At 58.7% G+C, this 21,298-nt stretch carries 23 protein-coding genes and 1 pseudogene; 5 read left to right on the top strand and 19 right to left on the bottom strand.

The window, feature by feature from the left end:
* Positions 1-71 precede the first annotated feature (71 nt).
* The 3 genes and pseudogenes from ASD76_RS18805 to ASD76_RS14060 all read left to right on the top strand — a co-directional run.
* Positions 72-1,105 (top strand): annotated as a pseudogene (locus ASD76_RS18805) (alpha/beta hydrolase); the annotation flags it as partial.
* Positions 1,106-1,336: 231 nt separating this feature from the next.
* Positions 1,337-1,852, top strand: coding sequence for a DinB family protein (locus ASD76_RS14065; RefSeq protein ID WP_055924175.1), 516 nt, complete (start codon positions 1,337-1,339; stop codon positions 1,850-1,852).
* A gap of 850 nt (positions 1,853-2,702) precedes the next feature.
* Positions 2,703-3,395: a hypothetical protein gene (locus tag ASD76_RS14060; protein WP_055924171.1), complete on the top strand. Its 693-nt coding sequence runs from the start codon at positions 2,703-2,705 to the stop codon at positions 3,393-3,395.
* 147 nt (positions 3,396-3,542) lie between these two features.
* On the opposite strand, the gene ASD76_RS14055 is transcribed toward ASD76_RS14060, so the two are convergent.
* The 5 genes from ASD76_RS14055 to ASD76_RS18865 all read right to left on the bottom strand — a co-directional run bounded on the left by ASD76_RS14055 (position 3,543) and on the right by ASD76_RS18865 (position 7,663).
* Positions 3,543-4,163, bottom strand: a complete 621-nt coding sequence (locus ASD76_RS14055; protein WP_055924168.1) for a hypothetical protein — start codon at positions 4,161-4,163, stop codon at positions 3,543-3,545.
* Complete coding sequence (locus ASD76_RS14050; protein ID WP_055924165.1) at positions 4,153-4,662, bottom strand: RNA polymerase sigma factor; 510 nt, start codon at positions 4,660-4,662, stop codon at positions 4,153-4,155. Before ASD76_RS14050 ends, ASD76_RS14055 begins: the two co-directional genes overlap by 11 nt.
* A 232-nt stretch (positions 4,663-4,894) precedes the next feature.
* Complete coding sequence (locus ASD76_RS14045; protein ID WP_055924162.1) at positions 4,895-5,302, bottom strand: GNAT family N-acetyltransferase; 408 nt, start codon at positions 5,300-5,302, stop codon at positions 4,895-4,897.
* Between the two features lie 266 nt (positions 5,303-5,568).
* Positions 5,569-7,050 carry a DUF6624 domain-containing protein gene (locus tag ASD76_RS14040; protein ID WP_156457730.1) on the bottom strand — a complete coding sequence of 494 codons (1,482 nt, stop codon included), beginning with the start codon at positions 7,048-7,050 and terminating at the stop codon, positions 5,569-5,571.
* A 205-nt stretch (positions 7,051-7,255) separates the two neighbouring features.
* A complete protein-coding gene (locus ASD76_RS18865) occupies positions 7,256-7,663 on the bottom strand; it encodes a DUF6941 family protein (protein WP_414826693.1) in 408 nt (135 codons plus the stop codon).
* 1,329 nt (positions 7,664-8,992) lie between these two features.
* Here ASD76_RS18865 and ASD76_RS14025 point away from each other — a divergent pair.
* Positions 8,993-9,259 (top strand): hypothetical protein, encoded by a 267-nt coding sequence (locus ASD76_RS14025; RefSeq protein ID WP_055924152.1) that lies wholly within the window; start codon positions 8,993-8,995, stop codon positions 9,257-9,259.
* Between the two features lie 293 nt (positions 9,260-9,552).
* Here ASD76_RS14025 and ASD76_RS14020 read toward each other — a convergent pair whose 3' ends face one another.
* On the bottom strand, positions 9,553-9,807 hold the full coding sequence (locus ASD76_RS14020; RefSeq protein WP_055924149.1) for a hypothetical protein: 255 nt from the start codon (positions 9,805-9,807) through the stop codon (positions 9,553-9,555).
* The gene (locus ASD76_RS14015) at positions 9,807-10,208 is read right to left on the bottom strand and encodes a hypothetical protein (RefSeq protein WP_055924146.1); all 402 of its coding nucleotides are present in this window, start codon (positions 10,206-10,208) and stop codon (positions 9,807-9,809) included. Before ASD76_RS14015 ends, ASD76_RS14020 begins: the two co-directional genes overlap by 1 nt.
* 159 nt (positions 10,209-10,367) lie before the next feature.
* Between ASD76_RS14015 and ASD76_RS14010 the strand changes: the two genes are divergently transcribed.
* Positions 10,368-12,197, top strand: coding sequence for a P-loop NTPase fold protein (locus tag ASD76_RS14010; RefSeq protein ID WP_055924143.1), 1,830 nt, complete (start codon positions 10,368-10,370; stop codon positions 12,195-12,197).
* 153 nt (positions 12,198-12,350) lie between these two features.
* Here the strand turns inward: ASD76_RS14010 and ASD76_RS18860 are convergent, their stop codons facing one another.
* The 12 genes from ASD76_RS18860 to ASD76_RS18020 all read right to left on the bottom strand — a co-directional run bounded on the left by ASD76_RS18860 (position 12,351) and on the right by ASD76_RS18020 (position 21,000).
* Positions 12,351-12,587, bottom strand: a complete 237-nt coding sequence (locus tag ASD76_RS18860; RefSeq protein ID WP_414826691.1) for an HGGxSTG domain-containing protein — start codon at positions 12,585-12,587, stop codon at positions 12,351-12,353.
* Positions 12,490-13,284: a hypothetical protein gene (locus ASD76_RS18360; RefSeq protein ID WP_055924140.1), complete on the bottom strand. Its 795-nt coding sequence runs from the start codon at positions 13,282-13,284 to the stop codon at positions 12,490-12,492. The genes ASD76_RS18860 and ASD76_RS18360 overlap by 98 nt, the downstream gene beginning before the upstream one ends.
* Positions 13,281-13,826, bottom strand: coding sequence for a hypothetical protein (locus ASD76_RS14000; RefSeq protein WP_055924137.1), 546 nt, complete (start codon positions 13,824-13,826; stop codon positions 13,281-13,283). The genes ASD76_RS18360 and ASD76_RS14000 overlap by 4 nt, the downstream gene beginning before the upstream one ends.
* Position 13,827: 1 nt before the next feature.
* On the bottom strand, positions 13,828-14,310 hold the full coding sequence (locus ASD76_RS13995; protein WP_156457729.1) for a hypothetical protein: 483 nt from the start codon (positions 14,308-14,310) through the stop codon (positions 13,828-13,830).
* Complete coding sequence (locus tag ASD76_RS13990) at positions 14,307-15,833, bottom strand: DUF3987 domain-containing protein (RefSeq protein ID WP_055924131.1); 1,527 nt, start codon at positions 15,831-15,833, stop codon at positions 14,307-14,309. Before ASD76_RS13990 ends, ASD76_RS13995 begins: the two co-directional genes overlap by 4 nt.
* Positions 15,830-16,738 carry a CHC2 zinc finger domain-containing protein gene (locus tag ASD76_RS13985; RefSeq protein ID WP_055924128.1) on the bottom strand — a complete coding sequence of 303 codons (909 nt, stop codon included), beginning with the start codon at positions 16,736-16,738 and terminating at the stop codon, positions 15,830-15,832. The genes ASD76_RS13990 and ASD76_RS13985 overlap by 4 nt, the downstream gene beginning before the upstream one ends.
* Positions 16,735-17,151, bottom strand: a complete 417-nt coding sequence (locus ASD76_RS13980) for a hypothetical protein (protein WP_055924125.1) — start codon at positions 17,149-17,151, stop codon at positions 16,735-16,737. Before ASD76_RS13980 ends, ASD76_RS13985 begins: the two co-directional genes overlap by 4 nt.
* A gap of 266 nt (positions 17,152-17,417) precedes the next feature.
* Positions 17,418-17,585, bottom strand: a complete 168-nt coding sequence (locus ASD76_RS13975) for a helix-turn-helix domain-containing protein (RefSeq protein WP_055924122.1) — start codon at positions 17,583-17,585, stop codon at positions 17,418-17,420.
* Between the two features lie 100 nt (positions 17,586-17,685).
* Positions 17,686-18,426, bottom strand: coding sequence for a hypothetical protein (locus ASD76_RS13970; RefSeq protein WP_156457728.1), 741 nt, complete (start codon positions 18,424-18,426; stop codon positions 17,686-17,688).
* A gap of 46 nt (positions 18,427-18,472) precedes the next feature.
* Positions 18,473-19,609 (bottom strand): tyrosine-type recombinase/integrase, encoded by a 1,137-nt coding sequence (locus tag ASD76_RS13965; RefSeq protein ID WP_082553850.1) that lies wholly within the window; start codon positions 19,607-19,609, stop codon positions 18,473-18,475.
* A gap of 293 nt (positions 19,610-19,902) precedes the next feature.
* Positions 19,903-20,658, bottom strand: a complete 756-nt coding sequence (locus tag ASD76_RS13960) for a 2OG-Fe(II) oxygenase (protein ID WP_082553849.1) — start codon at positions 20,656-20,658, stop codon at positions 19,903-19,905.
* Positions 20,659-20,823: 165 nt separating this feature from the next.
* Complete coding sequence (locus ASD76_RS18020; RefSeq protein WP_082553848.1) at positions 20,824-21,000, bottom strand: Flp family type IVb pilin; 177 nt, start codon at positions 20,998-21,000, stop codon at positions 20,824-20,826.
* Between the last annotated feature and the right edge of the window lie 298 nt (positions 21,001-21,298).

Genomic DNA, 21,298 nt, shown 5'->3' with positions numbered 1-21,298 from the left:
TAGCGACCCATTACGGACGTTTACGGCTGTCTCAGGCTTGCCGAGAAGCGGACGGCAGGTAAGTTGACGGGATGCTGCGTCGATTGGCCTTTTCAATTCCGCTCCTTCTTGCCTTGAGCGGTTGTTCGAATGCCTATGACGTGCCCGTTGTGGATGTTGCCCAGACCGAAGGGGGGCAACCCGGCGACACCAACAGTTCGTCGGCGTCGATTGAAAAAATCTCGCGGCAAGGGGTATGGCAGCCGGTTGCCGGCGGTGTCCAAATCCCGCTTTGGCCAGAAGATGCCGAACTCGCCAAACCCGACACCGGCGATCATCCTGAAGAAACTGGCAACGGCTCAAACCTTGTGGCCGGACGGAAATGGCACTGGGCCGGCCATGTCAGCCGACCGACCATGACGATATATCGGCCGAAGGAACAAGGTTCCGGAACCACGATGGTCGTCCTGCCGGGCGGCGGGTTTGCCGCTGYGGCGATGGATCTCGAAGGCACCGAAATCTGCGATTGGGCGGTGCAGCAGGGTATGACGTGCGTCATCCTCAAGTACCGGGCACCTCAGGAATGGCCCAAGGACGAAGAAACGGGCGTCCGTCGGCGACCAGAGATCTTGCTGGCGTTGCAGGACGCGCAGCGCGCGATGGGGCTGCTGCGGCAACGTGCGTCACACTACGGCATCGATCCGAGCAAAATTGGTGTGATCGGGTTTTCTGCTGGTGCGTATCTGGCGGCAGACATGAGCAATATCGAGCAGCGTACCTACATGCCCGCCGACGCCGCCGATCGRCAGTCCTCGCGGCCTGACTTCGCCATCCTGGCATATACGGGACGTCTTTGGGACACGAGTAATGCAAAGACCGATCTCCGACTCGCCCCATGGGTTCAGATCAGTGCGAAAGCTCCGCCGACGCTTTTGATTCACGCCATGAACGATCCGGTCGACGATGTCCGGCACGCGATGGCTTATGCTCTGGCGTTGGGGGAGGCGGGCGTTCCCGTAGACGTGCGCATCTATGCAAATGGCGGTCATGCATTCGGGATGCGGCCGACAGACGATCCGATCACTACGCAGTGGCCGGGGCAAGTCGAACAATGGCTGCATAACATNCGCATCTATGCAAATGGCGGTCATGCATTCGGGATGCGGCCGACAGACGATCCGATCACTACGCAGTGGCCGGGGCAAGTCGAACAATGGCTGCATAACATTGGCATGCTGTGACGCAGGAGATGCCGGGAAGGTCCGCCTATTTCGCTATCTTCGTGTAACCTGTCATTTCCGCTTTCCACCCATTGCGGTCATTCGCGGTTCCTGTAGGCGGACAAGGGGGGGAAGCGATGACGGTCTCGGCGAAAAGTCAGGTTGCTCAAATGGCTCGGTACCATTGCTGGGCGACAGAGCGTCTACTGATGTCGATCGAGTCTCTTCCCGAGGCCATCTACCGGCAACAGTGCGGCCTCTTCTTCGAGTCGATCCACGGCACCCTGAACCACCTGCTACTGACCGATAGCGAGATCTGGTTTCCCAGGTTTTCGGGGTGCGCTTCGGCGCTTCCGTCCCTCGATGCCGAGCTCGAGAGCGATCGGGCAGTTCTCGCTTCTCGCCTGGTTACCTCAGCCTCGCGATGGCCCGCGTTCATCGACGATCTGAGCGAAAATGCGCTCGCCGGTGATCTTCATTACACCATGACCACCGGGCAGAAACGGGCGCTGCCCATGCCCGTGGCGCTGCTTCACGTGTTCAATCACGCCACTCATCATCGGGGCCAGGTCACCGCCGCCGTGTCGATACTTGGCTTTGCCTACGAGCCGCTTGATCTGCCCTTGTTGGTTTTCTCCGAGCAATCTTCGTAGGGATTCCAGGAACGTCCGCTTTCCACCCATTTGCGGTCATTGGAGTTCGTCGATCAGAAGTGAGGGGTATTGCCGCTCGCGCACAATCCCGATGTTTTTGAAGACACCGTCCAGGGTCACAAATGATCGTTCGATTGAGCTCAATAGCTCGCGATCCACATCCATCGACTGTGCGAAACGGGCTATCGTGACGTGAGTTTGATCGTACTCGGGGGGCGTGCAGGTCCAGGGACCGCAGTAGTGCGCCTAAGTGAACTCGCAGGGTGCGGAAGGGCTCTGGTTGATCCTCCGTCGCAACGATTACCGCTTTAGGTGTAAATGCCAATCGCCGGAACGTTACCGGGATTGGCTCCTTGGCATAGGCAAGCGCCACCATTTCCTTGCTCATCGCCTTGCGGATGGTCGTCCAGAGTTCTTCTTTTGATCGCTCTTGGGAGTGCGCCGACACCAAGGTAAAAACCGATATATGGAGCGCGTTGGCTGGAATTGGCAGGAGAGTCACTGGTGATGCCGCGAGGAGCCGTCGCTGCAGGGCCACCAAGTTCTTAGCCGTTACCGAAAGCGGGCGCGCCTGAATGTGAAAGCCGAGGCACTGCCTGGCCCAAAATCGATCCGCTTCCAACGAATGGAATGACATCGCTCGACCTTCCCTGAACGGGTCCCGAGCGGGTAGTGCCCCTTCTCTCGCTCACAGACAATGCGGCGATGACCTGCGTCGGTGCGACGTCCGCTTTCCACTCATCCCGGTCATTTCAAGCAGTAAAAGCGTAAATTGACGCCCCCTCCAAAGCGGACCGTCTGCAAACGACCCATTGCGGTCATCGCCCGGTAGCGTCTAACCGTCAGCGCGATGACCGACGACCAGCTTTCTCAACTATGGGCTTTTTCGCGAGGTGATCTGCCTGCACGGAAGTTTGAAGAGTGGCTTCTGGCTCAAAATGGGCTGGAAGAGCCAATAGGCGAGGAACTGCACTGGGCCCTTGAATCCGGCGATTACTCGAACCGGGACGAGGTATGGAAGCTGCGCAAATCGCTCGCGCTCGCCTTGGGGTCGCAGAAGGAATGCGAATGCCCTGCCATCCGCGATGCCGCCGCCATTCCCATGGGAGGGGATTTCTATTTCGAAAAGGTATTCGACACACTCGACCAGCTTGTCGAATTTGGCCCGGAAAAGTGGTGGCTTTACATCTCTAAATGCCGCTGCTGTGCAACCGTTTGGCTCATCGCGCAGGACGACCGCATTTACGATGAGTTCTACTTCCAACGGATCGATGAGGCCGCCCTGGCTGATGCAAGGCTGGGTCACTGGCCGCCCCAGTTGCAGACCTATGAGGACTTGCTCAGCACTGGCCGCAAGTTGAGCAATCCGCCGAGGTTCTTCGATCCGATGGCGGGCAGCCTCCAGTGGGCTGTGGAAGACCTTCTCAAGGAACGGCCCACCATTTCCACCGACGAGATTGGCAACTTGCTGGGCCTTTCGAAAGAGCACGCAATGGCGCTGGTCGGCAAGGTGCAGTCACCGCTTGCCGACCACAATCACTAGCGAAGAGCTATGTCCGCTTTCCACCCATCTCGGCCGTGGGCGCGGCAATTCGTCTAGCCGCAAAGCGGAAGGTCTGCTTACGGGTCAGTCACCGGAGCCACCTGACGTCCGCAATGGGTGGAAAGCGGACGTTTGGCGACGTTCTCACTAGCCCTCAAGGCCGTCGAGCAGTTCGCGCAGTCGTTGACGGCGCGGTTCAAGCTCGCGCTTGGTCTGTTCGCTCATCTTTCGGGCGGATGTCACGACGATCACAATTAGGACGACAATCATCCAGACGCTAAACCAAGGGTCCGTGTCGGTGTTGATCGCGGCGCTGAACCACAGGAACAGCACTACCCCCACAACGATGGGCATGGCCCACAGAATACCGATCCAACGGCCTGTAAGCGAAAGGCGATAGTCGAGTAGTGAGAGATTGCGGCCAATCTCGTCGCGCAGGGTATTGTCGAACTGGCGCTCTCGCCGTGCCTGGCGACGCCGACTAATCCACATGGCCGCCACCCAAGCGACGAACGTGGTAATGCCGAGAGCTGCCGCTGCCGTTTCCAGTACCGGCCCGCGGTAATAGATAAACGCCCACAGGGAGAGAGCGGCGACGAGCGCCATGACAGAGCCCATGATGTAGGCGGTCCATTGCTCCTTCCTAAGCTTGCGACGTAGATCCGCCTGCTCGTGCGTGATCACGAGTTGGAGCAGCTCGCGGTTGACGCCGTAGAGTGGCTTTTCGTCCTGCGCCTTCCAGGTCTCCAGCATCTGGTCAAAGTTCATCGGACTCCTCCTTTGCGAGCCGGGCAGCAAACGCCGCCTTGATGCGGTTGATTTTCACCCCGACGTTGTTTTCGCTAAGGCCCAGGATGTCGGACATTTCGCGGTAGCTGAATCCATCCAGCATCAGCAGGGCGAGCGAGCGATTGACCTCATCGAGCTCAGCGATTCGCCCGTAAATCCAGTCGAGACGCGGATCCCCGCTGGCCGGTGCAATCAGCGAGGTCGCCGTCTCCTCGAAGTCTTGTCTGCCGCGTTCGTGCTTTGCCTGCGTCCTGGTCCATGTGAGGGCCGTGTTGAGTGCGACGCGATAGATCCACGTGGAGGGGGCGCTATCTCCCCGGAAGGCATCAACCGAATGCCACACCTGTAGAGCGATCTCTTGAAAGAGATCCTCGCGGTCAGAGTGAGTTGATCCATAGACCCGCGCCACCTTTAACAGGGTAGCTTGGTGTCTTTCGACCCACTCCTCGAAAATCTGGTTTCGTTCGCTGTTCAACATTCCCCACCTCATTCCCTTAGTAGCAGGCAGGGGCGCGTTTCTTACGCAGTGGCAAAAAGTAGGGTGACCACGAGTGACGGGCGACTGATGTCAACAACTGCTTAGGGGATCTGGAATAGCTCCGGTGACCGCAATGGGTCGTTTGCAGATTGGCTGCTTTGGAGCGAGCGCCGATTTGTCCTCAGCCCGGTCGGAATGACCGACATGGGTGGAAAGCGGCGATTCGTGGCCTTCATTTCAGACGCGGATACATAAATGCCCTGTCGGCCGGCGGCATGCCAATTGCTCGGTAGAAGTCGACGGCTTCCGGCGCGGAGATGAGCAGGCAGAAGCTCTCATCTCCAGCGTGCTCGCGGGTCAACTCGATCATTTTCGCCCCGATGCCCTTTCGCTGATAAGAGACGTCGACCGCCAGGTCCGCGAGGTAGCAAGCGTAGGACCAGTCGGTGAGCGACCTTGCCACTCCGACGATCTTGCCTGTTGCTGACTCCCTTGCCGTGATGACCAGGTCAGCACCGTCCAGCATTCTCTGCAGACGGGGCAAATCTTCAACGGGCCGTCTTGCACCAAGCCCCGAGCGGGCGAGTATGTCGACAAACTGATGAGCGGTGATCGTTTCAACTTGGTAGGAAATACTCACTCAGCAAGCCCCCCGCTCGATCAACTGATACTGCAGGCCAAGCTCGGCGCAGAGCCACCGGACCTTGCGAACATTTATAGACGCAGCATGGCCGTGCACTCGAAGCATCCACATCAGATGCCCGTGAGACACAACGACCGCAATGGGTCGTTTGCGGCCTGTCCGCTTTGGAGGGAATGTCGATTTGCGCTTTTGCCGGTCCGAATGACCAGGATGGGTGGCAAGCGGACCTTCAATTTTTGGGCTTGGCCAAAATCGATGATTGCTCAGTTGCCGCCGCCGCAAGGTCTTCCCACCTGCATTGCCAGGGACTCCGCCAAGCTCTGTTGAAAGTTCAGCGATCGGCGCAGCTCTTCTGCTTGTCCGATGTCTTCAATCGGGTAGCTTTCCTGCCTTCCATCACGACAGCGAAACTGCGTTCCATACCGCTGAGGGCGACCTTCGCCTATGGCAACCCTATCGAACATGGACGCGTAGTCACTGCCATCAATATCGCCGCTCTTCGCGAGCGGCTCGAGCCTCGGCAGCACTCTCTTCCTCAAGGCTAAGTCACTGTGCTGCACGATGTGAAATGCGGCTTCAGACGCCTCCGGGCCAAACTCGCTGATCGTAAACCAACCTTCTTCGGGCATAATCTCGAGCAGCGCTTCGACATTCGCTTGATCAATCGGCTCGATCGCGTCCCCGATAGCGGCATTCACCCTGCGCCTGTCCTCGATCGATAGCCGCCCAAAGTCGATTTTCACTATTGCATGCCGCCCCACCTGATCGAGCCGCCCCATACGTTCGAGTTGCTCGCGTATCGAGGCAGGCGGCGGCAGGTGGCTCTGCCTCGCCTGTTCTGCGGCGATGGCTTCGGCGACCGGCCTGACGATGGCGGTGATCCGCGTCTGTTCAGGGTCATCAGTTTCTGAAGCCGGCTCCGCGATGAGGGCCGGTGGCGGGCTAATCTCTGCCGAAGACGCCGTTGTGGAAGTTCCAAGATAGAAGACTCCCGAATAGCTGGAGTCATCGGATCCGAGTTCGACGCGCCGCGAACGAGTGATGCCGTTCGGCGCAGTGAGATAGGGGCCGCATTTGATCGGCTGTCCCTGGCAGGTCCAAGTTTCGCCGCCGTCGGACACCGTATTAAGGGTCACAGTCGCCTCTCGCGGTAGATGAGCGGCCATGGCGAGATACTTCGGTTCCCAGGGAGTTTCGTCCAACATCGCGTGAAGATTGCCCACGAGCGCGATCACCGTCGCATCGCCAGCGGCAGCGCCTTTCAATAGTTCGGCCATTGCCTCTTCGTATTTCGCTGGGGTTGGTCGCTCAGAGAAGGCAGAGGGCTGGAACGCGACCACTGAAATAATTCGACCCTCGCTACTCATTTGTCGAAGCGTCCTGAACAGGCGAAAATAGGCCTCGCTCGAGCGACCGTCTTTAATCGGCATGTTCCACATCGCCGCGCTGCGAAATCGCTGGGTCGCCTCGGCGCTACCGTCGGATCGAATAAATTCGTCGATAGCGACCTGATCTGATGACGACTGTTCCAACGCCACAACCAAAGGGCGCGTGATTGATGTCAAGCACACAGCATCAACGAACGCCGCCGGTATCTCATTTGTGCCATGAATCTCGCCAATCACGATCCAACGGACTTCCTGCTTGGCGACTACTTGTTCCCAGCCAGGAATTGGCGCGCAAGGCATGGATGCAGGTGTTCCGACGGCCAATACCAGCGGCGATAACGCGAAGAACAGGCCCATAATGCCTACCTCCCCGACAGCAGAGAGCACGAAACCTGTAAGGTCCGCAATGGGTCGTTTGCAGACGGGCCGCTTTCGGGCCAGTTGACACGTCATGTGCAACCTCTACCGCATGACCAAGACGACGGCCGAGGTGGCGAACCTCTTCAACGCCGTCGAGTTGGGCGCGAGCAATGCGCCAGCCGAGATCTATCCTGGATCCTTGTTAGGGCAGAGCTTCCGGTCGTGGGAGGACGCCCGCGCGAACTTCTTTTGTCATGACTTTGAGCCAACCGCTTTCGGCTATTCGAAAATCGACTTTGAGTTTTCCCGCCTTTTGGAAAACGACCGGTACCGGTGGCGTAATGACGATTATAGGATCGTTAGGATTTCCCACCTCGACGGTACCCGAAATACCGCTCGTGCTCCCCGTTGAGATTAAGCGGACTTCAAACTCATGCTGTCCGATAGGCGCTCCCTCAACAGTGAAGTACGTGGCCAGCTTCATATTCACCGGGAAATTCTGTGTAAGAACGTCTGCGGTGTAAACGCCGATCAAGATCAGTTTATTGTTATTCTCAGTGCGTATGTCGTCGCACAAGATGACGTTACTGACCTTCGGACGCTTAAGCATCGGCATGAGCGTGTACCTGCATGTCCCGAACCTTAATTGAGGTCGGTGTTGAGACAGTGCCGTGATCCACCTCAAGATGAACTAACGTTGTGGACGCACTTGTGGCGGCAGTCGCAAATATGCGTTGAGCTACTAGCGCTCGCGCCGCCTCTTGAGGGTGACAGTAGTTGCCCCGATCTTCATCGTGTACTCGCGCTCGAACTTCGATGATTAGTTCGGCGTCCAGGCCTTCCGCTAACAGACCTAGCGATTTCAAATTCATGTTGAAGGATGAGCTAAGCCAGCGTTGTACTTGAGAGCGTGACCGCCTGATACGTTTTCCCAGAGCCTCATACGTGAGGCCTTGCTCGCGGTTGTACTGGTCAAATAGACGGACAAGCGTAGCCCATGCTCTGTCGCGTCCGCGGTAGCACGCGTCGTCGCGCTCGTCGTCATCGAGCGGCGGCAACTCTGCAATGACTATTTCATCTTTATGCATCGTCGTCCCTATCGAGGTAACTCTGTAAATGTTCCGGCGTCTCGACTGGATATGGGCCCATCATGAATGGAATGCTCCCAGCCAATGCCGCCCATGTCGCCGAGGAACTGCTGTAGCGAACCCGATAGTCTCCAACGGCGTCACGTGCCGCAAAGTCAGTGGCGACAAATGCCCCAGGCCGAGCGAAGAAACCGAAAAGCCTGGTCTCGACCCAAGGACCCTGAGACCGGAACTGCCAAAATCCACGGTGCTCCGGACGGAGGATCTTTGATCCGAGCTCAGCAATATCTCTCTCAAGGTTTAGGTGCCCACCAATCACATAACGCTCAAGTACTTGGCGCATGGCCATTTTACGTTCGCGGGCGAGTGAGAGGCGGTCACCCGGCATTGTGCCGGGCCAAGGGCCATTGAGTATCGCATCGAAGACCGCTGGGACCATATAGAGCGCTCTTCCGTTTGGTAGTACCTTCCCATGTTTGCGCGGATCCCAAAGTATGAGGTGGCCGTCCTGTACTAGGGCTTCGAGGTCGGTCCATGTCAACATATTTGTATACCAGCCGAGGTAAACAAGGGGTTGAAGGGACGCAATGGTAACCCTGCGCGCAAGTCGCTCACGCTCTGCCGATTGTAGTGAGCCGTCACGCCATCTGATCCCGCCAGGACCAATCAATGGCTGCGTGCCGCGCGTTAGCTATCTCGAACTGCACGCATGATTCCCCCCAATCTCAAGGATGCGGTAGACTTGAGCCTCCTGCAAGTTCGTTTCGTCTGGCCCCGATAAGACAGTGTCAGGCGCCTGATCGTAACAGAGCGATGCTTGCGGGTGTTCTGCATCTGTTCCACTTGGGTGGATGGTTCGACACCGCCTCGATTCGCTCAGCGACTTTGCCCGCAAGGGCTTCCACCTCCGTGTGGAGTGCCAGTCCTGCAAGCACGTCGTCATTGCCGACCCTGCGGTGCTCTCGATGGAAGTTCGAGGGAAGAAGGACATCACTGGCATCGAGCGAAGAATGCGCTGCGGAGAGTGCGGGGAGCGGAAAGCCCGCATCACGGCGGAGCCACTGGCGAGGCCTCAGAAACCGAAGTGGATCGTTGCGTGGGAGCAGCCCGAAGATTGAAGGTGATCAGGCTGGTGGGCGCGCCAGGCGAGTCGGGTCAGGCTGCGGCGCGCCCAGTCCGAATATAATGTGTGTAGGCGAGCGGGCCTTAACCTCGATCAATGCGATCGATCCGCAGTAGACGGCCACGTGGCAGTAGGCGCGCCGCGTTGTCGCTCCAACAGGCACGACGCGCCCGATCCTGTCTTAGCCCATGAGAAACCAGAGACCTTAACCTGGATCGATCGGACGCGAAAAGCATGGCACGCAATCACGCACTGACCGGGGTTCTCTTCGGACGGAGGTTGGTCGAGTTACTTTGTCGCGATGACCGGGTCGGCCAGCGCCACGTCGATGCCAACGATCTCCGCTTCTCTGAGATTCGTGAATTGGACTGGCACACCGCGGTAGGTTCGGGGCGTCACCAAGCTCGGATCAGGCAGGGTATTGGCGTTGTAGCGTTCACCGATAGCAAGCCAATCCTGTTCGCGGATGAGCCAGTTTTCGGGTTTCTGCCCCTGTTCAACGGCGCTTTCGAACAGCGCGTCCATGTGCTCCAGGATGTCCATCACTGAGTGCCCCTTGCGACGATCTCCGCATCGGTAAGGAACTTGATCGCCTGACCAGTCGCACGGCGCGAGCCCCAGCTAAGTGCAACCACTCGGGCGTCGCCGTAACTCGCATTCACTACGGCATCAGCTCCCAGCTTTTCGGCACGTTCCCACAGCTCGCGGTAGACCTTCGCCTCGGACGCGTTCTTGCTGAACACAGTTGCGCGGCGCACCTCTGCAGTGATTTCACCAACTACACGGTAGGGTCGATCGGTGATATCGCCAGCTGTGACCGGTACGTCCATTGTGATCAGCTGCGCATATGTCGGAACTGGCGCGGGTGGTGCTGGATCGATATTCTGGGCCTGCGCCGGAAGCGCAAGCGCTAAGGCCATGCAGCACAAAGTCAGCTTTTTCATTGTTACCCCCCAATCGCCCCCAATTATCTTGTAACGGCCTCACGCCGCGTAGTCGAGATGAAGCTCTAGTTGGTGCTCCATGACGAAAGCAGTCTGATAATCCTTATCTCGATGGCAGCAGCCTACGACTGATGCGATATCCAACACTTGAGGGCAGCGATGGCTGACATTGAAGATCCGAACAACCACATCCGCGGCTACTTGCGTGATTACCTCGCGCTCACGCAGCCGCCAGGATACGCTGTTATGGTTCGTGGCCCCTGGGGCATCGGCAAGACGTTCTTGATCAAGAATATTTTGGCCGAGCAGTTTCCCGAGGAAAAGTCATACATCTATGTGAGCTTGTACGGCGTTGCTTCACCCGGAGAAATCGACGGCTCAATCTTTGCAGAGACACATCCGATCCTCGGCTCGAAAGCGGCTAAGGTAGTGGGCCGTGCTGTAAACGCCGGCCTAAAGTTCGGCGGCCTCGAGAACCCACTTTCACTGCAAGATTTCGTCAGTCGAACTACCGGATCCATTTACATCTTCGACGACGTCGAGCGTTCATCCATGTCGTCCGATGCCATCTTCGGCTACATCAACCAATTCGTTGAACACGCGGGCTGCCGCGTTGTACTCGTCGCCAATGAAATCGAGCTGGAGAAAACCCCGGGCTACAGGAGCAAGCGAGAGAAGCTCATCGGGCAGACGCTGGAAGCGAAATCATCAGTTCGAAGCGCCCTGGCTGCCTTCCTTGCGAATATCGGTGATGGAGACGCCCGTAACTATCTAACCACGGTCGCAGACTATGTTGTCGAGCTCTACGATCAGGGCGATGTCAGCAACCTGCGTGTGTTGAAGCAAACTATTTGGGACTACGAACGGTTCTACGGCGCGATTGAGGAGAAGCACCGCGAGAACGCGCATGCGATGCTGCATGTCCTTCAGTTGCTTTTCGCACTTTCCTTCGAAATTAAGCTCGGCCGCATCGGTAAGGCCGAGCTGAGCGATCGCATCAGCAGCTGGATCGCCTCGTCGATGCGTAACGGGGAACCTTCAGCTTTCAAGGATGCCTGCGACCGCTACGCGGGCGTTGACCTGCATTCCACAACCTTGTCGGACGAGCTGTTAGAGGAGCTCCTTGTTCGGGGTGTCGTGGACGCGAATTTGATTCAGCGCGATCTCGAAGCAAGCTCGTGGTTTGTTAGCGTTGAGGACGAACCTTCTTGGCGAACACTTTGGCATCGCCTCGACCGCGAAGACGAAGCTGTCAGCGTGGCGATCCAAAGGCTCGCCTCCGAGCTAAACGAACTCCATTATATCGAGCCAGGCGAGATACTTCACGTATTTGGACTGCTGCTAAAGCTCAGCGACGCAGGGTTGATTGTGGCAAGCCGGGACGAGGTCGTTGCGCAGGCGAAGGGCTACATCGACGCCCTCCGAAACACGGGTAGGCTACCACCGCTAACCTCCGCCCAATTCTTCGAAGACATCAGACATGCCGCGTGGGGCGGGCTTGGGATCACCGAGACTGGCACTACCCACTACCGGGAAATCTATGATTACCTGCGTTGCGAGCGGGAGCTGGCCGCTACTGATTTGCTACCGGCTCGCGCGGATCAACTTATGCAAGAGATCGATACCGATCCCGATCTCTTTTGCCGCCGCCTAGTTGGGACAGGCGGTGAACAATCCGTATTGATCGAAGGGCCTGTACTGTCAAAAATTCCGCTCGAGGATTTCTTGGCGGCAGTGCAGCGGCAAACTGCAAGCGCTCAATCCCGAATCTATCAGACCCTGCTTTCGCGGTACGGGCACGGGGGCTTTGCCCAAGGTCTTGAAGGAGAGCGTCCGTGGGCAAAGACTTTGGTCGATTTGATGAGGAAGCAGGCCGAGTCAGCGGAACCTGTTCGCCGTCACAAACTCAACCAGTTCGCTGATTGGCTGGGCGACGCGGTGAAGGATGCCTCTGAGATGGAAACAGCGGAAGATCAGGACAGAGGCTGATAGCTCTGCCGTGACTTCGCCCAGTCCAGTACTCCCCGAAGCATGTGCAGCCGTTGATTGATCGGCCGGCGCTCGGATCGAGGAACGGCAGCCTTCTCCAGTTCCAGTTCTACGATCCGTGCTTCAATGTCAGCCGCGATGCTGTTGAGGTCCCTAGGCTCCATTGCGCAACTCCCGCAGCAGTTCGCTCGCAGCTCTGCGCAATGCGATCGCCTCGTTGGTGTACCGACCGTTCTTCCAGTTGCCGTTGGCCTCACCCTTCGGTGCGCCGGGGCTCAACCCGCCGTGCGTCTTACACACTCGCTTTCCGGTTACGGCGGGGCAGCGGCACGACCTCCCCGCCTTCGTTCGGGCTTGGCAACGCGGGGCGGACTGTAATTGCTTCGGCATGTTGCTCATGAGGTTGCTCTTCCAATTCCTGCACCCCCCTATGGTCATGGAGGTGCTCGTGTTTGTGGTAGTGGGTCTCGCGTGTGACCTTGATCGACTGGCGCACGGTCGGCCGCTTGCCGCCGCGTAAGGACCGGAGCGTTTCCAGCTGCATCGTGAAGGTGCGCGCTAGTTTGCTTACCAGCGCCGCTTCCTTCTCCATCACCATCCCGCCGCTGTTGAAGGCGTCCATGGCGAGGTTCATCTGCAGGACGTGCACGGCAACCATCTGCGCAGCTAACGCGGCTTCAGTAGCGTTCCTGGGCCGAACGTCCGCGACCAGTGCCAGCGCCGCGTTCAGCTCGGTCTCGTTCCACTTCCATCGCTGGAGATCTTCATCCCAATCTCGCCGGCACAGGTTCTTGAGCTGAGCGATAAACACTCTGACCAGAGACGTTGATCGCGTCCCAAGTGCGACGTGTAACTGGGCCTCCCATAGGTCCAGATCATTGTGCGGCGAGGTTTGCAGCCAACCGTCCTCGGTCGGTTCGAGCATGACGCCAGGGGAGAGAGGCATCGCGTTGAGGCGCTTTTCCGTGGCTCCCTGCTTGGACTTGAGGGTGGGCCTAGGTTCGGGGCGGTTGCGCAACTTCGGTCGGCGGCGCTTACGGGGTTCGACATTGAGCGCCTTCGGATCGATATCGGATGGCGCACTCATGGGCGATCCAACTTGATACGAGGCTGCGAGCAGAGTCGGCGGACCTCTGCCGCGGGCAGAGTGACAACAGCGCCGCAAACGAAAGGCGCATCAGTCACCAACCCGCTGCGCTCCAGCCCAAACTTGGCCTTCACTTCTGCCGGCGTTCCCAAGGCCAATTTGGCATCGAAAACCATGTCTGCGGGAACTCTGCTGGGCAACTCGGCACGTGTCTTGAGTACGGGGCACAATTTCAAAGCCTTTAAGGCGCAGGCCTCGTGCACGGGCGCTTCAGCGAAAGAGTAATTCCCGCCAATCCAGTGGCCCATGTGGAATTGCCAACGATCCAGGCCCGTTGGTTGCCCGCAAACGCCGCAGATCATTTCGAGCGCGGCAAGCCGGGATCTGGCCAGGTTTTTGCGTTTCCAGAGCGGGTCGCCTTTGCCCGGTTGCGACCGTTGAGTGATCAGAGGCATCCCTTCGATGAGATAGGGGGCGATGTACGGGCCTTCCTCCCCACTCCAAGCGGTGATCCAGGGGACGAAGGCTGGCTGAGTTTTCATGTCAGAGTCCCTCCCAAAGTGGTTTGAGATCGAGATGAGCGGTCCGATTGAACTGATCGCGTTCGCCGGAAAACATCCGCCGCCAGTGTGCACGGTCTGCTGTCATCTTGAGCGAGCGGGAACCTTGAAGCCGGTCTGCAATACCGCCCCAGCCGTCCTTGAGTGCGAGAACGTCACAGTCCCAGCTCCACCACAGGCCGAACAGTTCACTGACCGTCCAACCATCCCGAAATGCAGCTTGCCCGAAACCGTCCAGCAACCAGGTCGCATCGTAAAACAGCTGCTTCCATCGCAGTGGCGAGAGACCATGCATCGGTCTGGCCGGATCGAGGGAGGCTAGATGGTTGCGGGCTAGCTTCACCGCGCGAGCCGGATCAAGGGGCGGGACAATAGGGACGTTAGAGCCAATAGCTGTTCTATCGTCCCTATTGTCCCTAACGTCCCGGGTCTCCTGGACTTGTTTTGCGTAATCACGCCAGCTCATCGAGCATCTCCTGAGACAGCCGGATTGACCATGTAATCCTGCCGCTCACGCCCAATATTCGAGCCTTCACGGCTGGGATTTGGCAGCAGCCAGCCGGCGTCCACGAGAAGTTCGACGGCCGCGTCCATGGCTTGGGCTTCCCTCAAACCTGGCAGCTTGGATTTGTGAGGCGACCGCTTGAGTTCACGTTTGTTGATCGATCGGAGGCCGACCTTGCGAATGTACTTCGCCAGCACTGACGCGTTGCGTTCGGCTACCGGCAACGCAGCGTCCCCATATACCCGCTCGGCCATTGGCTTAGCGTAGTCATCAACCCAACCGGCGGCCGCTATGAGCGCGCTAGTGGACACTTCGGAAGGTTCAGCGCCGCCGTGCCATGCCCATGCCGCCAGTTCAGCGATCAAGGCGAGCCGGAGAACCGTTCCATCCATCTTCCCCACGAACGACTTCAGCAGCGCCGAAGCATCGTCATCAACTGATGCGTTGTCGCGTTGCCACTCTTCGAAGATGTCAGCCGCAGGTTCGGAAAGGGGGATCGTGACGGCGATCTCCCTGCCTTCGCCATCGACGCCCCAGGAAAGGCACTCAAGTCGACGGTAGACGCTTTCCAGCGCGTTCATGTCCGCGATCGAACGCGGACGTTGGAACGCACCGAGCTTGTCCGGCCACGCCCAGAGAAACCGCGCGACCAGCCCATCGTCGGGGGAGTCCAACAATGCGGCGGCGAGCTTGGCCGGCTGGATGCCTCCAAGCACTGAAACCCCGTTGAAGCTAATGGAAAGAGGGCCCTTCGCACCCTTCCGGTCGATAACGAACGGACGTCCACCATACGCCTCGAGCCAGAACTCCCGCCCCCCTGGGGAATAACGGTCGAAACTCATCAACCATCCTGCCAATTCGTCGCGAAAATGAAGGGTGCCCTGGGGATTCCCCGCGAGAAGCGAACCAATGGCTTCCGGGGTAGCGTCCATCACCAGCGTGCGCCGCCGGTGTGGCTCTTCAGGGTCTACCGCAGCATCCGGCATAGCTGGCGCGTCGTCACCGTTCTTCACCGCTTTACCGACAGTCTCAGTCCATTCCTTCCGCGCGGCCTTGGCTCGGGTGTCTTGCTCCTGCCAAAGCTTCAGCGCACCCTTGTGGGCTTCGGCATGGTCGCGCTCTATTTCACGCAGCGGCGTCGTGATTGCATCAAGCGCCGGCGACTTCCGCGCGGAAGGGTCACCGACCGTTCCGACCCAGAGGATGCAGGGCTCCGTCCAGGTAGAAGTTTTGTAGGGGCGAACCTTGCGTTTGCCGCCAATCAGGCTGGCACAGGCCGACAGGAAACCTGCAGCCGGGTAGTCGACTGGCGAGCAACTACCTTCGGCGATGTCCTTCAACAACGGCCAGGCCGGACCGAATAGGTCGCCGGGCATGACGACGGGTGAGCGGCGACCAGCATTGAGCACGCTCATGTCGGGTAACGGCCAGATATTTACGGTTTCAGCGTTCGAGAACGCCTCCCTGATTGTCGCCGCGGTCATGCGAACGCCCCCATTAGCTCTGCATTGAAATCCTTGCCGCCGATCGGGAAAAAGGTCCGGACCGTAAGGCTGCGGGCAGTGAATGTTTCCGCCGCTTTTCGAACTGCCGCGCGACCGGCTTCGTCATTGTCACCGCCAATGGCGACCGACGTAACGATGTCGGGGAACCGCATGGCCGGAAGCATCGAGGCTCCCGCAGCTACCCAGACCGTGCGTCCGAGTTCCTGCTGAAGGGACAAGCCATCCTCGAGGCCCTCACAGACGACGAGCGACGTTGCCACAGGAGCCAGCCTGATCGCACCTCCCGATACACGCCCGAGGCTCAGCTTCGGCTTGGGCACGGCCGCCTTCCCGGTGCCGGCGGCATTCAGGTAGGTTCGCTGAATACCACTCAGCTTGTTATCTGGTCCCGCCACTGCGGCGATCAGACAGGGGTGCTCCGGACCACTCTTCCCGTACCTCAACCTTGCAAAGCGGATCGTTGGCGGAATGCTAAGGTGAAGTCCGCGTGAGCGAAGGTAGGTCTCGGCGGCCGTGCCGGATGCGGGACCCGCACTCCGCCAGATAGAGCGGGCTTCCTCAAGCCTGTCTTCCTTGGCCGCTGTTGCCGCCGGCTCGATCTCTATTGAGGGCAATTCCCGTCCAGTGAGCATCTGAGCCGCTTCGCGCAGTCCCACACCGTGGAGGCTTCGTACGAAATCGAGAACGTCACCTGACGCGCCGCAGCCGAAACATTGATACCGCCTGCCGCCGTCAAAGATCGTGAAGGACGGCGACCTGTCGTAATGGAAAGGACAGCAGCCCTTCCACTCCACGCCACACTTCCGCAGCTTGATCGTGGCGGCAGCAACGGAAGGCAGCGCGTGCTGTTCGCGGATCTGATCGAGGTCGAGAAGAGTCCTCATGCCGCTTCCCTTTCCCGCCAGGCATCCACCTTGCAGCGGCACTGACGCAGCTTTGTCCGCTGCTTGACGGAAATCGTGAACGAGAGCGCACGGAGGTCACTGAGAAATCCCCGCTCCCAGTCGGTCCATTCGAAGCCCGAGACGAGGAGCAGCCATGCCTCGCGCTGATGATCACGCAGCAATTCGGCCGGTGCGGGTGCACCTGATCGGCCCGGATACCGAGCACGACGTTGCGCTTTCTCGTTATCCGGTGTGGCTGGACGAGAGAGGAGGTCCGTCCAGCTCACCCCATGCCGTGCGATCACTTGGGAGGCGAGAGGCCCCGCTGCAGCACGTTCGCCTTCGGCGTCGGAGGCGAGCCTGGAGAGTATGCCGACCAGCTTTCGGTGATCGTTCGGGGGAAGCGCGCTCATCGCCCACCGTCCCGGCGATAGCTCGCCAAGGCATTTTGTCTGTTGGCCTCGTCACGATCGGTACAGCGCCAACCATGCCGATACTCATTCGCCCAACGTTGAAACGCGAATAGCGAGGCGCTGCCCCAGCGACGCGTTTCCTCTACGTTGAAGCCATCGAGATTGAAGCCCTCTAAGGCAGTTTCGATGAGGGGAGCGCGCGGTGCCAGCCGAGGGCGCTCCCTTCGCGTTTCAGGGGCGCGATCCCCTTGCTGACACTGCACCGCTCAAGCGGCCTCGCCCAGCAGAACGCGAATGCTCTTGGTTTTGACCAGCGTACGCCGGCCCACCTTGACGGTCTCAAGTTTACCTTGGCCGATCAGGTCATAGATTGTGGTGACACCCAGGCCGGTTGCCTTCTTGGCGTCGGCGATTGTGATCGTGATAGGTTCCATGCGTCGCCTCCTTTTCGCTGGAAAGCCAGCGGGCGACTGCGAAATTGTCAGGCTGAAAATCCGCAGGGAAACACGCGTTGGGCGGACATTGCGCGCGTTCTTACGCGGGTTTGGGCGGCCGTCCGGTCATCCCCTTTGTGCCACGCGCTTCGGACCAGAGCGCCCGAAAGGCTGTGTTACTCCAGCCATGCTCTTCGCACTTGGGTCCAAACTCTTCGCGCCATGCCCGCTCTCGGTCGGCAATGGCACAGGTGGCAATCGCTGCTTTAAACTCATCTTGTGTCCAGGCCTTGGGGGCTTGTTGCGCCGGCGGCAGGAAGTCATCTGCTGAGGCACCGAAAGCTTTCAGCATCGCGTCGCGAGGCAAATGGACATCGTAAAACCATACGACACGCTCATGTTCGCCCAATATGGCTTCGAAGCTGTGCGCCTTCGCGCGCCATCCAGCTTTGACGAGGTCGCATGTGCCCTCGCTGTCGATTTCAGCACCCACCCAGTCAGACGCCCTGATTTCCTCCAAAAGCGAGACGGGCGACTTGCGGCCCTGTGCGACAATCCGGCCTGAGCCAATCATCGCGAGGAGCGGCATTTCAAGGCATCGCAGGGTTTCTTCCTCAAGGAGCCGGACGTCCTGTCCTTTCGTAATTACCTCATGGACACGGCCGACCGCGCCAACTCCGATGTAATCCGCCATCGAGCCGTGCTGCGGATATGTCTCGAACACTTCTACGGCTGCCCACAAGGCGGCTTCCCGATCCTTCAACTGGCTGTATGCGAGCGCCAGTGGCCAAGGCCAGAATGACCTCGCGAGCCAAGAATCGACTGAAGCATCTATAGCCATCACAGGTTCTCCGACCGCGTTAAGTTCTGTACGGATCGAGGGTTCCTCATAGGTATTGTGCCCACGCTTCCAAGAGCTTGCGGCGCATCTCAAGGAACTTGGTCCGCTTGTAAGCACGGACCACACGATCGAGCACGGCATGGGCCAAAGCAGCCTCGGCTACTGCGTCGGGTATCGAGTGCATCCGTTCGGCAGCCCAGTCGCGAAACGAACTGCGGAAGCCGTGCGCGTCGAATTGCTGACCGGCGTCTCGAAGTACCTTGCGCAAGGTCATATCCGAGAGCGGATTGCCTCGTGGACCAGGGAAGATCAGATCAACAGGCTTAGGCGTACGGCCGGCCTTGATCTCTTCCAGCAGAGCGATGGCCGAGCTGTTCAGCGTGATCGTATGCGGCTCCCGTTCCTTCATGATTTCGGCAGGCCGATTCCAGTCGCGCTTGATGAAATCGATCTGACCCCAGCGTGCGAAACGGACCTCTCCGGGCCGAGCCGCAGTGAAGATCAAGAATAACAGCGCACGACGTCCGCTGGTCGGCGTGCCGGCCTGAAGATCTCCGACAAAGGTCGGGACCTCAGTGTACGGCATGGCCGCAAAGTTCTTGCCTTTCGGCTGCCGTGGCAGTCCCACGGACAAGGCTTTCCCGGGTGCTTCTGCCGAACGCCATCCTTTCGAGTGGGAGAAGTTCAGCACCTGACCGATCCGCATTCGAAGCTTGCGCGCCAACTCTGGTTTCGTTGTCCAGATTGGTGTCAGCACACCCAGGATATGCGACGCATCGATCGTATCGACCTTCAGGCCGCCAAGCTTCGGGTAGGCGTAGGTTTCAAGAGACTTCAGGAAGACGGCTGCATTCTTCGCAATCCAGCCTGATTTCAACGCTTCGTGCGTGTCTTTCGTGGCTTCACGGAAGGTTGGAGTAGGACGGTTATCCCGATCGCGTTCCGCAATGGGGTCACGACCATTTAGCGCGTGCTTGCGAAGTTCTGCCGCCTTCTCGCGCGCTTCGGCCAGGGAGAGCGCAGCTAGCGAGCCCAGACCAATGTCGCGCCGCTTACCGCCTTTCTGCACCCTGAGAAGCCATGACTTGGCACCGGATGGTTTCACAAGAAGATAGAGACCCGCCCCGTCACCATGGCGACCGGGCTTCGCATTCTTTACCCCAAGCGCCGTCAGATTACCCATGCCGCTCCCTCACTCGTTCCCACACTTTAGCGCGGTAGCTGACGAAAGCCAACGAACGAATGCGAAACATACACAGATCAGATGTTCCGCCTCATATCGTAAATACGAAGGGCGGCGAAAGACCCCGAAAACTTAGTTATGATCCTGTCGGGTGCACCATTTGAGCTCGGAACCGCGAACGACGTTCGCTGTCGGCCTGAGCGCCTCTTCTCGTCAGATGTAACGCGCCACTCTCCTTGGAGATGGCGGCGGCTTCTTGTATCTCGGTCATGCTTTGAGCGCCTTGCGGAAAGTCAGGCAGCATCGTGGAAGATGATCCCCAGCGTGTGGCGCTTGCCCGACCGCACTTTGCTGACACCGTGGCGCAGGTTGACGCGATAGTCTCCGCGCGAGCCCCGATGCGGGCGGGCGTTGACCGCGAAAAGCACGCCATCGCCTTTGCCCAGCGGCACCACAGCCGCACGCGATTGCATGCGCGGACGTTGCTCGGTCAGCACGAATTCGCCGCCGGTGAAGTCCTCACCGGGTTCGGACAACAACACGGCGACTTGCAGGGGAAAGACGTGCTCGCCGTATAGGTCCTGATGAAGGCAGTTATAATCGCCCGCCCGATATTCGAGCAGCAGAGGCGTAGGGCGACGCTGGCCGGCCTCATGGCAGCGTTTCAGGAACGCGGCATGTTCGTTCGGGAAACGCGCCTCCAACCCCATGCGCTCGTGCCAACCGTTGGCGATCGGGGCGATGTACGGAAAGAGCGCGGTGCGTGTCGCTTCTATGAGCGACGGTAGCGGATAGGCGAAGTAGCGATATTCGCCCTGGCCGAAGCCGTGGCGTGCCATGTGGATCTGGCTGCGGAAGGTGTCGCTCGGTCCGTAGAGGCCGGCGATGGTATCGCAGTCGCCGTCTTCGAACAGACCGGGCAGAACGGCCCAGCCTTCGCGGTCGAGATCGGCGGCGATGGCATCCCAATCGTAGGTCGCGATACGTGCGTGGGTGGCTTGAGGGTTGCGGGCGGGTTCGCCAGGCTGGAGAGCTTTGTGGTTGGTCATCACAAGACCGTTTTGGCAGTCGATCCTTCGCGCGGCGTCCCGTTTCTTGCTCTCAAATTCCGCGCAAGACCGAGGATGCTCTCAAGCGCCTGCTGCTGGCAATGAAAAGAGGCGGCAGGTCGCCCTGCCGCCTCCTTCTGCGAGCCGAGACTCGGCTTAATGCGATTATGCCCCGTTTGCGTTCTCAAGCGTGTCGCCAACCGAGGTGAAGGTGTTTGTGAGTTCACTGCCGATGGTGCCCATCGCGGTCATCGCGGCAACCGCGATGAGGGCGGCGATGAGGCCGTATTCGATGGCGGTCGCGCCCTGTTCGTCACGGAGCAGGTTGTTGAAGAACTTCATGGTCAATCTCCTGGTTTAGTCTTCGGTTCCCATAGGTCCCGCGACCGACCGTTAAATCCGCATAGTAAGATTGAAATACGTAATAATACTAGACCAAAAGACTTAATTTACCCATTATGCCCAAAACACCATAAATAATGTTTGCCTATAGTTTCAGAGTTTCTTTCGTATTGAAAATACGATGACATATCTGGCGCGTAATATTCATTACAACTTGGTTAACTTAAAAAAGATCTAGCCCCTTGCACCCAAATGCCGGTGGAATGTCTCGATTTTTGTATCGAAACGGAGACCTCTT

The sequence above is a fragment of the Altererythrobacter sp. Root672 genome (assembly GCF_001427865.1).
GTDB lineage: Bacteria > Pseudomonadota > Alphaproteobacteria > Sphingomonadales > Sphingomonadaceae > Croceibacterium_A.
The sequence above is the reverse complement of the archived record's forward strand: the minus strand, read 5'-3'. Positions and strand labels throughout refer to the sequence as shown.